Source organism: Bacillus sp. FJAT-53060 (assembly GCF_037104745.1).
GTDB classification, from domain to species: domain Bacteria; phylum Bacillota; class Bacilli; order Bacillales; family Bacillaceae; genus Bacillus; species Bacillus stratosphericus_B.
On record NZ_JBAWSW010000052.1, the window covers coordinates 1 to 14,465 of the forward strand.

Annotated in this window: 17 protein-coding genes and 1 pseudogene; 14 read left to right on the forward strand and 4 right to left on the reverse strand. The window is 40.8% G+C overall.

The window, feature by feature from the left end:
- A pseudogene (locus WAX46_RS14195) lies at nt 1-398 on the forward strand (DDE-type integrase/transposase/recombinase); the annotation flags it as partial.
- A gap of 187 nt (nt 399-585) precedes the next feature.
- Complete coding sequence (locus WAX46_RS14200; protein ID WP_226567458.1) at nt 586-1,914, forward strand: Na+/H+ antiporter family protein; 1,329 nt, start codon at nt 586-588, stop codon at nt 1,912-1,914.
- A 68-nt stretch (nt 1,915-1,982) separates the two neighbouring features.
- Here the strand turns inward: WAX46_RS14200 and WAX46_RS14205 are convergent, their stop codons facing one another.
- The 3 genes from WAX46_RS14205 to WAX46_RS14215 all read right to left on the reverse strand — a co-directional run bounded on the left by WAX46_RS14205 (nt 1,983) and on the right by WAX46_RS14215 (nt 5,173).
- Nucleotides 1,983-2,579 (reverse strand): biotin transporter BioY, encoded by a 597-nt coding sequence (locus WAX46_RS14205; protein WP_226567456.1) that lies wholly within the window; start codon nt 2,577-2,579, stop codon nt 1,983-1,985.
- 116 nt (nt 2,580-2,695) lie between these two features.
- Nucleotides 2,696-3,832: an alanine dehydrogenase gene (gene ald / locus WAX46_RS14210; protein WP_226567455.1), complete on the reverse strand. Its 1,137-nt coding sequence runs from the start codon at nt 3,830-3,832 to the stop codon at nt 2,696-2,698.
- 111 nt (nt 3,833-3,943) lie between these two features.
- On the reverse strand, nt 3,944-5,173 hold the full coding sequence (locus WAX46_RS14215) for a PucR family transcriptional regulator (RefSeq protein WP_336494235.1): 1,230 nt from the start codon (nt 5,171-5,173) through the stop codon (nt 3,944-3,946).
- Between the two features lie 292 nt (nt 5,174-5,465).
- Here WAX46_RS14215 and WAX46_RS14220 point away from each other — a divergent pair, with 292 nt between their 5' ends.
- From WAX46_RS14220 to WAX46_RS14230, 3 genes are all read left to right on the forward strand, one after another.
- Entirely contained in the window at nt 5,466-5,648 is a 183-nt protein-coding gene (locus WAX46_RS14220; protein ID WP_226567452.1) for a hypothetical protein, read from the forward strand.
- Between the two features lie 151 nt (nt 5,649-5,799).
- On the forward strand, nt 5,800-6,087 hold the full coding sequence (locus WAX46_RS14225) for a hypothetical protein (RefSeq protein WP_226567450.1): 288 nt from the start codon (nt 5,800-5,802) through the stop codon (nt 6,085-6,087).
- 211 nt (nt 6,088-6,298) lie between these two features.
- Nucleotides 6,299-6,832, forward strand: a complete 534-nt coding sequence (locus tag WAX46_RS14230; RefSeq protein WP_226567448.1) for an HD domain-containing protein — start codon at nt 6,299-6,301, stop codon at nt 6,830-6,832.
- Here the strand turns inward: WAX46_RS14230 and WAX46_RS14235 are convergent.
- A complete protein-coding gene (locus WAX46_RS14235; protein ID WP_226567447.1) occupies nt 6,829-8,325 on the reverse strand; it encodes an esterase/lipase family protein in 1,497 nt (498 codons plus the stop codon). The genes WAX46_RS14230 and WAX46_RS14235 overlap by 4 nt on opposite strands.
- A 174-nt stretch (nt 8,326-8,499) precedes the next feature.
- On the opposite strand from WAX46_RS14235, the gene WAX46_RS14240 reads away from it, so the two are divergent.
- From WAX46_RS14240 to WAX46_RS14280, 9 genes are all read left to right on the forward strand, one after another.
- Nucleotides 8,500-8,736, forward strand: a complete 237-nt coding sequence (locus WAX46_RS14240) for a YuzF family protein (protein WP_003213721.1) — start codon at nt 8,500-8,502, stop codon at nt 8,734-8,736.
- 182 nt (nt 8,737-8,918) lie between these two features.
- A complete protein-coding gene (locus WAX46_RS14245; protein ID WP_336494236.1) occupies nt 8,919-10,022 on the forward strand; it encodes an AI-2E family transporter in 1,104 nt (367 codons plus the stop codon).
- Between the two features lie 67 nt (nt 10,023-10,089).
- Nucleotides 10,090-10,311 (forward strand): spore germination protein, encoded by a 222-nt coding sequence (locus WAX46_RS14250; protein WP_226567445.1) that lies wholly within the window; start codon nt 10,090-10,092, stop codon nt 10,309-10,311.
- A gap of 79 nt (nt 10,312-10,390) precedes the next feature.
- Entirely contained in the window at nt 10,391-10,612 is a 222-nt protein-coding gene (locus tag WAX46_RS14255) for a spore germination protein (protein ID WP_226567444.1), read from the forward strand.
- A 93-nt stretch (nt 10,613-10,705) separates the two neighbouring features.
- On the forward strand, nt 10,706-10,954 hold the full coding sequence (locus tag WAX46_RS14260) for a YueH family protein (RefSeq protein WP_226567443.1): 249 nt from the start codon (nt 10,706-10,708) through the stop codon (nt 10,952-10,954).
- Between the two features lie 27 nt (nt 10,955-10,981).
- On the forward strand, nt 10,982-11,389 hold the full coding sequence (locus WAX46_RS14265) for a YueI family protein (RefSeq protein WP_226567442.1): 408 nt from the start codon (nt 10,982-10,984) through the stop codon (nt 11,387-11,389).
- Between the two features lie 60 nt (nt 11,390-11,449).
- Nucleotides 11,450-12,001, forward strand: a complete 552-nt coding sequence (locus tag WAX46_RS14270) for a cysteine hydrolase family protein (RefSeq protein WP_226567440.1) — start codon at nt 11,450-11,452, stop codon at nt 11,999-12,001.
- 17 nt (nt 12,002-12,018) lie between these two features.
- The gene (locus tag WAX46_RS14275; protein WP_226567439.1) at nt 12,019-13,488 is read left to right on the forward strand and encodes a nicotinate phosphoribosyltransferase; all 1,470 of its coding nucleotides are present in this window, start codon (nt 12,019-12,021) and stop codon (nt 13,486-13,488) included.
- Nucleotides 13,489-14,236: 748 nt separating this feature from the next.
- Nucleotides 14,237-14,465 (forward strand): helix-turn-helix domain-containing protein (locus WAX46_RS14280; RefSeq protein WP_336493650.1); only part of this gene is annotated, 229 nt, incomplete at its 3' end.

Sequence of the window (14,465 nt, forward strand, 5' to 3'; positions counted from 1 at the left end):
ATGGATATCGAAAAATCACAGCCATACTAAAAAGGAGAATGCGTATTAACCATAAAACTGTTCAACGTATCATGCAGAAAAACCAGTGGCAATGCCGTGTTAAAATGAAAAAGCGTAAGAAGAATGGACAACCCTATGCCGTGGCCGGTAACATACTGGATCGGAACTTTCAATCTGATCGTCCTCTTGAAAAACTAGTAACGGACATCACATATTTGCCTTATGGACAGAAACAATTGTACCTTTCCAGTATATTGGATTTATATAATGGAGAAGTGATTGCTTTTAATATTGGTGATAAGCAGGACACAGACTTTATCTTAAAAACACTTGATCAGCTCCCAGCACTGCCTAAGAACTGCGTGTTACATAGCGATCAAGGTTCTGTGTATACATCTAAACTATCGGCAATTGGCTGTATAAAGGTGTTTTGATCCCTGTCTCAAAAACGGGGGTCAGTCCCAGATGGCGGAGCTTTTTTATTGGACATACGCTATTTGACGAGAAAAATTTTCTGTGGTAACATACGTTAGTACTTTAATTATCTACTACATTAGTAAACTAAAGGATTTTGGAGGTTTCATCATGAATGCAGTTGTGATAGCAGTTGTTTTAATGTTGATATTAAGCCTGCTACGGGTCAATGTAGTCATTGCGCTAGCACTTGGCGCTTTAGCGGGTGGCCTTGTAGGCGGATTAGGTCTTGGAGGAACGGTTGAAGCCTTTACTGACGGACTCGGCGGAAATGCGACAGTTGCGATTAGTTATGCGCTCTTAGGTGCATTTGCTGCTGCGCTGACGAAAACAGGTCTTCCAGATGCCATGGTTGAAGGAGCAGTGAAGCTTCTAGGAAAAGATGGCGATTCAAGAAGAAAAACATTATCAAAAGTGCTCATCATTCTGGTTATTTTGATCGTATCGTGTTTTTCACAAAACGTCGTTCCTGTTCATATTGCTTTTATTCCAGTTTTAATCCCGCCGTTATTAAAAGTTTTTAATGAACTTCAAATTGACCGCAGACTGTTAGCATGTGTGATGACTTTTGGACTCACTGCACCATATATTTTACTTCCAGTCGGCTTTGGGCAAATCTTTCAGGGGATACTTCGCGATAACATGAAAGAGGCTGGACTGACAGTTCAATTAGCAGATATTCCATTTGCGATGCTCATTCCTGTAGGAGGCATGGTCCTCGGGCTGCTTGTTTCACTTTTTGTGTATCGCAAGCCAAAAGTATATGAGAATCGTGATATAACGGATGTAGAAAAATCAGCTTATACGAAAAAGAGCTTGTTCTTTGCTGTTCTTGCTATCCTTGTATCACTAATCGTTCAACTCTATTTATCTCAAAGCCTTGGAGTAGAAGGAATGATCTTCGGCGCACTGGCAGGACTTCTTGTCCTGTTTGTCACAGGCATGATGAAACGGGATGAAGCTGATGCGCTCGTTACCTCTGGGATGAATATGATGGCATTTATCGGTTTTGTGATGCTTGTAGCCGCTGGATTTGCCAACGTATTAACGAAAACAGGGGATATTGAAGAACTAGTCAAAGCATCTTCTCAGCTCATCGGAAACAGCCAAAGTGTAGCAGCGATTTTGATGCTATTGGTTGGTATGCTAGTGACAATGGGCATTGGATCATCGTTTGCCACTATTCCAATTATTACAACCATCTTTGTTCCGCTTTGCATGCACTTAGGCTTTAGTCCACTGGCAACTATTGCAATCATTGGTTCAGCTGCCGCTGTAGGTGATGCAGGTTCACCTGCAAGTGACAGTACCCTTGGACCGACATCTGGCCTGAATATGGATGGACAGCATCACCACATTTGGGGTACATGTGTGCCGACATTCGCCTTTTATAATGTTCCGCTTGTCCTGTTCGGCTGGCTTGCGGCGATTATCCTGTAACATGAAATGTTTTACGCTGAAAAGAAACAAAAGGCTAAAATATAGATCATTTTAGCCTTTTTTGATATTTAGGAAGCAGTTTGTTCTTTTCGAAAAGATGTGGCTTTTGAAACAGAGCGATAAATTTTAGGTGCCAGCATTGCAAGTAAAATGGTGAAAGCATAATCTTTTACCATAAACCAGATCATGAAGAACCACGTTGTTTGATAAGAAATCGGTGCATTCAGCCAAACATTTAACGCGATGTACATATAGGTTGTCCCGATCACATACATCACGGTCGTTCCAGCAATGGCTGCAAGCAAAAAGTGGCCAAAGCCAGGGTGTTTTCTTTTTTCTAGAATGAATCCGGCAAGCCAGGCAGCAGGAATGTACGATAACACAAAGCCGCCGCTTTTGCCTAAAATGACACCAAACCCTGCTGAAAATTGTGCGAATACAGGTGCTCCAGCAATCCCAACTAAGGCATATACAATCATGGCTAATGCGCCAAGCCGTCTGCCAAGCAAAAGACCAGCAAGGACACAAAAAAACGGCTGCATCGTGAGTGGAATTCCGCCGACCTGTAAAAACGGCACGATCGATGTGATATTTGCACCTATAGCCATTAGTGCGGCAAACATTCCGACTAGCACAAAGTCAGCAGTTCTTGTCTTCTTTTGCATGATGTTTCCCCCTGTCTTAACTGTACAAATAGATTAAGGGGAAGAGAAACTTTTGTCAACCTTTATTATTTTTTGGTTAACAATAAAACCCGCCCATGTAAAGGGCGGGTGGCATATTAAGCTTCTGTCATAAAAGACGTATCAATTGCTTTACTTACAGGCACGTAATCATAGCCTAGATCACGAGCGACGGCTTCATATGTGATATGTCCGTTCATGACATTGACCCCTTCTGCGATGGCGTTGTTTTCTTTGATGGCTTTTGCAGCGCCTTTATTTGCAATTTGCAGTGCGTAAGGAACGGTGACATTTGTTAAAGCAACAGTTGATGTTCTCGGAACCGCACCTGGCATATTGGCGACGGCATAATGTAAAATGCCGTGTTTTTTATAAGTGGGCTGATCATGTGTTGTGATATGGTCAACTGTTTCCACAATGCCACCTTGATCAATGGCTACATCGACAATGACGGAACCAGGCTTCATTTGTTTCACCATTTCTTCTGTCACAAGGGTTGGTGCTTTTGCCCCTGGGATAAGAACGGCGCAAATGAGAAGGTCTGCCTCACTGACTGAATCTGCAATGTTGACGGGGTTAGACATTAACGTTTTCATTTGATGACCAAACTGATCGTCAAGTTGACGCAATCGTTCCGCATTTAAATCAATGAGAGTTACATCTGCGCCAAGTCCGATAGCCATTTTCGCTGCATTTGTTCCAACAACACCGCCACCTATAATGGTCACTTTTCCCCTTGATACCCCTGGCACGCCTGCGAGCAAAATGCCTTTTCCGCCTTTTGTCTTTTCTAAAAATTGTGCACCGATTTGAGCGGCCATTCTGCCTGCCACTTCTGACATAGGTGTTAACAGGGGAAGGGATTTCCCGTCTGTTACCGTTTCATAAGCAATGGCTGTGACGCCTTTTTGTTTTAATGCTTCAGCCAAGGAGGGCTCTGCTGCGAGATGCAGGTACGTAAATAAGATGAGACCTTCTCTGAAATACGGATACTCTTCAGATAATGGTTCTTTAACCTTCATAATCATATCAGAAGATGACCACACATCTTTTGCCTGATCAAGAATCTCTGCACCAACAGATACATAATCGTCATCAGTGAATCCGCTTCCAGAACCAGCGTTTGTTTCAATTAAAATCTGGTGTCCAGCAGAAAGCAATTGAGAAGCTGCTCCTGGTGTTAATGCCACTCGGTTTTCATTGTTCTTTATCTCCTTCGGAATGCCGATGATCATATTTATTTCCTCCTATGTTTGTCTATTGATATTGTATGTATAGTGTATCCTGAAAGTTTAGAAAATTCTTCGGTTGAAACAAAAAATAAAAAAACGCCTCTTTGTGAAATTTCACAAATAGACGTTTTTTAGCTTCATATCAAGATAAATGGTCATTTTCTCATTCATGTTTTTTAAATCTATTTCTGCAATGTCTGTAATCCGCTTCAGTCTGTAATTCAAGGTGTTGATATGAATGTTTAACTGCTTTGCGGCAACATTGGCATTGCTGTCACAATCAATAAACCGTTCAAGGGTCTCGACTAGGTTAGAATGATGCCTTAGGTCGTAATCCTCCAGCTTTGATAACGAGTAACTGGAATAAGACGAGCTCTTTCGTTTTTCAGCAAGCACATCTAAATATTGATAAATGCCAAGTTCAGAAAAACTGTTTAACCGTTCCGTTTCAACAGGGAAGCGTTCTTTTGTTTTTAATACAGCAAGTGCTTCTTTATAGGAGGGCTGAATATGAGTGATATGATCATAAATTCCGCCAATGGCCGCCTGAACGTGATGGATATGATAGCGGTCAGACAGTTGCTGAAGCATGCCGCTTGTGAATTGTTTAATATCCTGAAGCGGGTGCTCCGTTTTAGGTGCGACAAGAATAATCAATTCGTGAAAATCAACAGTCGTTAATAGCACCTGCACTTGCTGCGTTGTTTCAAGCAGATAGGAAAGCTTTTTTTCCGTCTCCTCTGTGAGTTCGTCGCGAAGACGAAAGATGATAATGGCATACGTATCCGGGCATCTCATGCCAAGTCTCAAAAATAGGTCAAGCATCTCACCCTTTTCGTGAATATGACCTGTGAGCATCTTCCAAAAAAGCTCCTGATTGCGTTCTTCTGTTTTCGTTTTTCGAATTTGTAAATTGAGCAATTTGTTTTTAACGGCATGTGCGGCCATCTTGAGAAGGTCCATGTCTTCTTCTGAAAAAGGCTGCGTTGATTCAATAGCCCAGATAAATCCAAGCACCTCTTTGTCCTTCCAGATCGAAATGGCGACTCTGCTAGAAAGACCCACTTCGGCAATTTGGGGTACACGAAGCGGTTCCCCTGTTTTAAGGAGTGTAGGAATAATGCCGTCCTTCCAAAGGCGATTAATGACTTTTTCCGGTACACGGCGGGAGATAATGGTAGAAGTTCTAGCGGGATCAGTGAAATCATTGTGTGTACTATATGCTATTAATCGATGATGAGTATCTTCTATAGTAATAGGGCAATTGAGCACATCACTAATTTGATCTGCCACATCCTCTAAACGATCAAGACTATACTTAAACGGATCTATCTTTTTTGTCATAAAAAACCCCTGCTTTTTCGAATATTTCACGTACTTACATTATGAAGAGAATCAGGCTCGTAAATCAATAACAAAATGTCATAAACTTTAAAAAACAGAAAACTTTAGATCTGAGCACATTGGTTATGAATGAATACTAATAGTACAATCATAACGTAGTAAAAAATAAATTAGCGTGCGTGCACTTATTAAGAATATATGACCGAAAAACTGTTAAATACTAGATTAAGAGCGAAAAACAACTGATGGTGCCATTCAATCTGTTCAGAAATAGAGAGAAGATGCAATTCCCGTGCAATCAACTGGATTAACTCACCTTGTGAAAGCGTCTCAAGAAGAGCTGATTAAAGAGTTTGAAGCTCAATACTTGAAAGACTATAAAAATAAGATGACAGCCTTGCTGGCAAAGTTAGCGGTGAAAAGGGAAGAGCTAATGGATGCGGACAGGATACACTTCATCAGCATTATATGTTAAACCTTGTTATTCCGGTTTTTCTGAGTCATGTATTTGCCGAACAGACTCAATCATTCAAAGGGAAGAAAACGATCGTTCATCTTTCTTCTAGAGCGGCCAAAAATCCATACAAAGGATGGAGTGATACTTTAGCACAAAGGCAGGGCTTGATATGTTTATGAGGACTTTACATGAGGAACAGCAAGACGAGGCACACCCGAACACGACTTTTTCCTTTTCACCCGGCACGATTGATACAGATATGCAGGAAGAGATTAGAAAGTCATCAAAACAGGATTTCGAACAAATTGAATGTTTTCAGAAATTATATGAAACAGGCACGCTGAAGAGTCCAGATGCAGTGGCTGGTAATTGGCTCGATCTTTTAGCAGATGATCCAGCTGGTGCTCCGCTCCAGTACTCGTCCTTCCTAGACTTCAAAGGTTTTCAATCACGCTGAAAAGAAGACAAGGGGCTAAAATAAAGCTCATTTTAGCCCTTTTGTCAACAATCTAAAGCAGTTATAATGACTGCTTTTTTCGTATTGTACAAGCAAAGACAGCTTACGTGGCATAAGCTAATTTTGCAACTCATATGAAGTATGACAGAACATTTGAGTTTCTTTTCAGAATATGTTAGGATGCTTAAAATATAGATAAGGAGGGGTTTCCATGAGAAAGGTTACATTAATGGATGTTTATACCCATCCAGTCGCTCAAAAATATTTAAATCGTTCAGGAAAAGCCCATGCAATTGCTTGTGCTTATCATGCATTCAAACTGGCGATGCAAGCAGGAATTAACCCAGACCTTGCTGTGAAAGCAGCACTCTTGCATGACATTGGTCACTATGAATGGTATACAGCAGGTGGAGAATGGGATTACGAGACATATAGACGAAATGATATTCATGCGATTAAAGGTGCAGAGCGGGCACACAAGCTGCTCATACGACTCAGTGAGGAACCAAAAGCAGCCAAAGATATTGCGCTTGCGATTCTGCTTCACACAGATTCTTATTTGCCAGAGGGCGACCTGCATAAGAACACACTCCAGCAAATTGTGAAGAAAGCAGATGAAATGGATGAAGAGCCTGGCGGACACCATCACTACAGACAAATAGATGAATCATTGGCAATGAAAAAAATTGCTGAATTGGATCAGAAAGTGCAGCAGGCACTTCAGCCGATGAAACGCTCTGTTTAGTAGGGAATGTCTCCATGAATCGTTCCATGCTGATCCACATACAATGTGCGAATAACGGTTCGGTTAAACGCAGATGTTCCTGACGCAGTGAGTCCTGTGTAATGCACCGTGACCGAATAAGCACCTTCTTTGTTCAATTGAACATCTGATGAAGAACTCGTCGTTTTCAGTGGATGATCTTTTTTTGCATCTTTAAAGTAAATGGTTTCTACTTTTTTGCTTAATTGTTTGATCAGACTGCTAGAATGTGTTGATGCATCTCCTGATTTCGCTGCTGCCACTTTAATTTCTTCATTTAATGGTGAATCATAGGAAACAAGCAGTAAATAAGGAGCCTTTTTTCCTGAATTTGATCGAATCGTCCATTTTCCAGGAACGGGTTTATTGATTTGCACATGGTGTGAATATGCGCCTTCATATGGGAATGATGCTTCCGTTGTCTTAAGTTTTGTTAAGACATCTCCAGTTGGGGAGACAATTTCCAGCTTTGCTTCTTGCCTTGTATTTAACCACTGAATCGATAAGCCATTCGTTCCTTCCTCTACATAGAACTCCTCTGTTTTATCCTTTTCATTTTCCCCGCCTTTTACATAAACGTCTGTATTCAGCTCAGTAGAGGCTGGATCATGTTGTTTCGGGTCATCTTCATTTTCAGTATTTGCGATGTTTGCTAGTAGATGGTTTTTGAACACTGGGAACATGATTGTGCCGTTTTTGATCGAAAAGTGATCCCATTTTCCCGTTAAGATATTGTTTGCATACGATAACCTTGTGCTGCTGACCGTGACGGCGCCGTCGTTTGCACCAAAGCTCTTTAAGTACATGCCGCCTAAATACAATACACTGCCAAAAGTTCCCCATTCTGAACCAGAATAGGTGACATATTTATTTGGGAACGTCTCTAGCCGGTCGGTTTCACTTCGAAAAGCGGCCATGGGACCCGTTTGTAAAGAATAGAGCGCGTGGCTTTTTTGTCCAAGAATTTGCGCAAGCCAACTACCGACTTTGCTATACGCTAAATCGGCTAACGGCGTTCCGTAATGAGGAGACCCGAGTGTGATGACTTTATCTACATATGGATGGGCGTTGTAATAGACAAGTGCAGATTGTGTATCCACCCCGCCTTTACTATAACCGATTATAATGAGTTTTCTTCCGAAAATATCATAAATCTCTTTTAGCTTTTCGGCTAATAGTTTACCATTCTTTTTCATGTCCTGATCTGGATACAAATCTATGAATGCGCTTTCGTATCCATTCAGAACAGCCTGTTTTGCCATATCGTTTCGATCAAACCATGTGGAGGAGGAGCCGTTAATGCCATGAACAAAAACAAGTGGGGGTTTTGCCTCGTCTTTTTGAACCGGCTCTTCCCCTTTAAACCACTTGCCTGGTGTTCCAGGTTCATCTCCAATTGTGCCTGCATACGCATAACTTGCAGAGGATAGAAAGAGCATAACAGTAACGATACAGATTAATTTTTTCAAGATCATTCACCTCTTCAAATAATTTAAGTTGTTGGCAGCACCAATCTATTATACTTCTAAAAAAAGTAAAAACATACAATTTGTAAAAATGTAGTACTAATGTTTTAGGTTTGCCGATTGACATTCACATGGGTCATTGCATACGCTGTGGGTAAATACACAAGTAAAGGGGCAGATAGGATGGCACAACAAGGAAGTCCACAGCTTGTTTCATTAGTTGATCCATATGTTTATCAAACATTGCAGAAAGTGGTCGGTATGAGGTTGATTGTTCAAACAGTGAAAGATACAGTACGTGGAAAATTGAAGGAAGTCATGCCGGATCATATTGTGATTGAAGCGGGGGCAAAATCAGTGTTTTATGTGAGAATCCAGCAAATCGTGTCGGTGATGCCTGATCACAGTGAAAGAGTGTAAAAAGCAGATGCATTAGTATCTGCTTTTTTCATGCTTACAGAATGTATATCTGGAAAAAGTGCTTGATATACCAATTGTTCTTTATTTTTCAAAAAATATGGTTCTAAAACGATAAGCAGTTGACAGAAGGTGGGGGGAATAGTAGTTTTTAATAAGAACAATACGTAATAGGAGGAGCATATTTGTTAAAATCTAAAGTCCATTTTTGGACATTCCAAATACTACTTGTTTTACTCATTGTGTATGTATCAACAAAGGTTTCGTTTTTGTTTCGGCCGATTATTTTATTTGCGTCAACACTGTTTGTCCCCATCTTGCTGGCAGGGATTCTCTTTTTTATCTTTAATCCAATTGTGCGAATCCTGTCCAAGAAGATTCCTAGGTCACTCGCCATTCTGATCATTTATCTTCTATTCATCGGACTCATCACCTTCATTGTCAATGTTGCTGGACCTGTCATTGTCATGCAGGTGGGTGGACTGGTCAAAAGCTTCCCTGGTTATGTGACGGACATGCAAAAGTTTATTAACGACTTCTCGCATTCTAAAACATTTAATTGGATGATGAACCAAGATTATGTGTCTGTCTCCAAATTTGAACAGACGATCGTTTCGACATTAAAAGATTTACCAGAAAATATTGCATCAAGTATGTCTGCTGTGTTTGGCGTGATTACGAATATTGCACTTGTAGTGATCACGGTTCCATTTATTTTATTTTATATGCTAAAAGACGGGCATAAGTTTCCGGACAAGCTTGTTCAGTTCTTGCCAATGTCTTACCGCAAGGAAGGACTGAAGATCTTCAAAGAATTAAACGACACGCTTGCTGCTTACATACAGGGGCAAATTGTTGTATGTTTATTTGTTGGAGTCGCTTGCTTTATCGGATATTTATTAATTGGTGTGAAATATGCGCTCATTCTTGGCATTATCATTGCTATTACAAACGTCATTCCGTATCTTGGGCCTTATCTTGGCGCAGCGCCGGCTGTGCTCATTGCCTTTCTTGATTCGCCTGGAAAAGCGGTTGTGACAGTGATTGTGATTCTTGTCGTCCAGCAAATTGATGGAAACGTGATTTCTCCATTAATCATTGGGAAGCGTCTCAACACACATCCATTGACTATTATCCTGCTATTAATTGGCGCAGGGAGCTTTGGCGGAATACTTGGCATGATCTTTGCTGTCCCTGTTTATGCGTTGCTCAAAGCCATTACACTAAATATTGTGAGATTGATTCAGCTTCGTCAACGTTCTCGAAAAGAACAGCATTTAAACGTTTAGGGCAGACGCACAACTTTTCCCTTTTTGCATAAGATGGCTCACATAAGCAGATAGGGAGGAAAGCAAGATGCCTGCGATTGTTGGACCCATTCATATTGAGATATTAGACGGGAACGGTGCCGCTACTTTCGGTGATGTTCTGGCCATCGCTCCTTTGGCCGTCAATCACTCTAGCGGCGGTGCAGGAGCCTTTAATTCAGGTGATTATATGTCCCTCACAAGTAATCCAAATGCCACCATGCTATGGGACTTTTCACTGTTTAACCAGCCTCAATCATTTAATGCATAGAAAAGCAGCTGATGATATGTTGGATATACACGGATTTTTGTGCTGGGCATATGATGAGGAGAGTAAAGGTGGTGGAAAGATGCCAGCGATTGTTGGGCCTATTCATATTGAGCGTGTGATTGGAAACGGTGCTGCACAATTCGGTGATGTGTTTGCCATTTCACCAAAAAGTGTCGATCGCTCTGCCGGAGGTTCAGGCACCTATAATGCAGGAGACTTTGTCCAATTCTTCAGTAGTCCAAACGTCACGTTTGTTTGGGATTCAAACCTGATTGGTCAGCAAAAGAGCTTTAATGCATAGTCAGCTTTGAAAGGGACTCCTTTTCAGAAGCTGTCTTTTTTTATGGTACAATGGATATGGAAGTAAGAAGAAAAGAGGTGTGAAAAGAGTCGAATGAAAATAAGAAAAGCACACATCACAAGCAGCCAACAAAAAACCTACAATGTATATTTACATGAAAATAAAAAAGAATATAAAACGCTTGTCGCTGTACCTGACATTGAATGGAGCATTTCCATTGCATATGAGGACGAAAAGAGGCAGCTTGAACAATCACTTGAACATTCCTTAATGGAAAGAGTGGAAACAGACGAAGCCAGTGAGCTCGCACAAAAAATTGTGCACTGGGTTACAGAAATGTAAATTCAGAAACTAGGAGTGAAAGCAGCGATGAAAGAAGAATATGTTGATTTTTATTTGCAGCAAGGGATATTTGGACACGCTGAAACAAAACCCGATGAACGAAGAATGTTTCTCGGTTCATTAAGAGAACGAGCGCTTCTGGTCCTGACAAAGGGACAGGTATCAAGAAATAAACCGTATCAAGAGATAGAGCAAGTATTGAAGGCCAATCGACAAGCTACGGTTCTTTTAAATGGTGAATTGTCCTATGCTTCTTATTCTCAATATGTCAAAATGGCCAATGATGCTGGCTGCTCTTTTAAAGTGGTGAATCATCACGAGTCACACTCTCCTTTTGGTCTTGTCATAGAGGTGCCAGATGCGATCAATCAAGAGCACATCTATATAGAAGATGAGCTGTTTCAAAAAGCTTTTTCTCGTGAATCTGTTGAATAGGTTTCCCTAGTGAAATGATTAGGCTATAATGATTCAAAAGAGCATAGGGGGGAGATGCGGATGGGCAAGGCATTGATTTGTATTGATTATACAGTTGATTTTGTTGCAGACGATGGAAAACTAACATGCGGAAAGCCTGGACAGGCGATTGAACCTAAGATCACAGAGATCACTTCTTCATTTATCGATGAAGGGCACTTTGTTGTCTTTGCGGTCGATCACCATGAAGAACAAGATCCTTATCATCCAGAGACAAAGTTATTTCCGCCCCATAATATTCGCGGGACAGAAGGAATTGAACTTTATGGAAAGTTAAGTTCACTATTTCACACGTCAAAATATGCAAAACATGTCTACTATATGGAAAAAATAAGATACTCTGCTTTTGCAGGAACTCAATTAGAAATGAAACTGCGCGAGCGTGGCATCACTGAACTTCATTTAGCCGGAGTGTGTACCGATATTTGTGTACTTCATACAGCTATTGATGCGTACAATAAAGGCTTTGAGCTTGTGATTCATCAGAATGCCGTCGCGAGTTTCAATGAAGTAGGGCACGAGTGGGCGCTTTCTCACTTTGAGCATACGCTTGGTGCGAAAGTGGTTAAGTAAGGGAAGGAGAATGGAAGTTGGAGCATCGGTTTATTGACGACAGTTTATCACTACATACAGATCTTTATCAAATTAACATGGCAGAAACGTATTGGAGAGACGGCATTCATGAGAAGAAGGCAGTCTTTGAACTCTTCTTTAGAAAGCTTCCATTTGACAATGGCTTCGCTGTATTTGCTGGTTTAGAGAAAGCGATTGAATATTTATCTGACTTTTCCTTTACCGAAAGCGATCTTGCTTATTTAAAAGATGAACTTGGTTATAAAAGCGATTTCATTGAATACTTAAGCCAGTTGTCCTTTACAGGTACACTTCATTCAATGCGGGAAGGAGAAATTGTTTTTGCCAATGAACCAATTATGCGCATCGAGACAACGCTTGTTGAAGCGCAGTTAATTGAAACGGCCTTGCTCAATATCGTGAATTTCCAAACGCTGATCGCAACAAAGGCGGCACGGATCAAGGGAATCATTGAAGATGAGACAGCATTAGAATTTGGAACAAGACGCGCACATGAAATGGATGCAGCGATGTGGGGAGCAAGAGCGGCACTGATCGGTGGATTCCAGGCAACAAGTAATGTTCGTGCAGGGAAACGCTTCAATATCCCAGTATCAGGGACACATGCCCACGCACTTGTACAAGCATATCGCGACGAATATACCGCATTTAAAAAATACGCTGAAACGCATACAGACTGTGTCTTTTTAGTGGATACGTATGATACCGTCAGATCAGGTATTCCGAATGCGATTAAAGTAGCAAAAGAATTCGGAGACAAAATCAACTTCATTGGTGTCAGACTTGATAGCGGAGATCTTGCATACTTGTCTAAAAAAGCGAGGGCAATGCTGGATGAAGCGGGATTCCATGAAGCAAAAGTCATTGCATCAAGCGATCTTGATGAACATACCATCATGAATTTAAAAGCACAAGGCGCAAAAATTGATGTGTGGGGTGTTGGAACGAAACTGATCACAGCATTTGACCAGCCAGCCCTCGGTGCAGTATATAAGCTTGTGTCTATAGAAGAAAACGGCAAAATGAACGACACCATCAAAATTTCATCCAATCCAGAGAAAGTGACAACACCAGGCCGTAAGCGTGTGTACCGCATTATTAATCAATTAAATCATCACTCTGAGGGAGACTACATTGCTCTTGAAGCGGAAGATGTACACAGTGAAGATAAGCTGAAAATGTTCCATCCCGTCCATACATTTATCAGCAAGTTTGTCACAAACTTTGTGGCAAAGGATCTTCACGTCCCAATTTTCGAACAAGGAAAGCTTGTGTATGATAATCCCGATATTCAAACGATTCAAACCTATGTGCAGGAAAGTCTCGGACTTTTCTGGGAGGAGTACAAACGAATCAGCAAACCAGAAGAATATCCAGTCGATTTGAGTCAAAAATGCTGGGATAATAAGATGCAATTCATCCATGATGTGAAAAATAAAATCAAAAAAGAGCTTTATGAAAGCTAATTGTAGTAGAGAAGGAGATCATCAAGTCAGGTGATCTTTTTTATTTTGACCGGTTCAAATGATCCATACCGCAATCATTTGATATACTACAATTGCACTGGATGATTTCTTTCTCAATGGAACAATTTTAGTGACAGGTTGTTTGATGAAATCCTCTATTGCATTGATATTTGAAAAATTGATTTTATGAAGACAACATTGGAAGAACGAAGAGACATTTTGAATACATATAAGAAGTATCGACTTTCCTTGTAGAAAAAGTGGAAACCCGGAAAGAATATGAAGAAGCCCTAGAAGCTTTTTTTAGCGAGCCGCACGTCATTTTAGGACGACATGATCGACTATTTTTCATGCGTATCGTCAGCTTTTAAATGAGCTGGGCAAGGAAGCCGAATATTCAGACAGTGACACATTTTATTGAAAGTGAACTTTCGGTTTCATATCGATTATTCTGAATTCGGGTGGCATGAGACGTCTTGATTAAATTAAAAGTATCCGGCAGGCGATTATTCTGCTTGGATTTAATGAGATTCGGTGCCGGATCTTTATCCTTTCCTTTAAATGATGATGAATGTCAAATGGTAATTTCTGTTATGTAGAAGCGATTGAATGGTGTCATAAAATGTTTGAACCTTAAAAAAACCGCTCATGTCGGGACTGACCCCCTAAGATGAGACAAATAAAAAACACCTTCAAGTTTGAAAACGGACCGTTGTGATCCGAAATAAAACATGGAGGTGTTTTTTCTATGGGGACAAGAGTGAGTTATCCAGTTGAAGTCAAACAGAAGGCTGTAGAAATGAGATTGGCAGGTGTACCTATGAAAGAGATCATGCAGGAATTGAATATCAAGAATAAGACGCAGGTTCAGACATGGGTGAGGTGGCATAAGGCTGGGGATACACACAGGTTCGAACAGCCTGTTGGAAAACAATATATCTATGGAAAGGGTCCCGAGTACTCTTCCGAATTAGAGA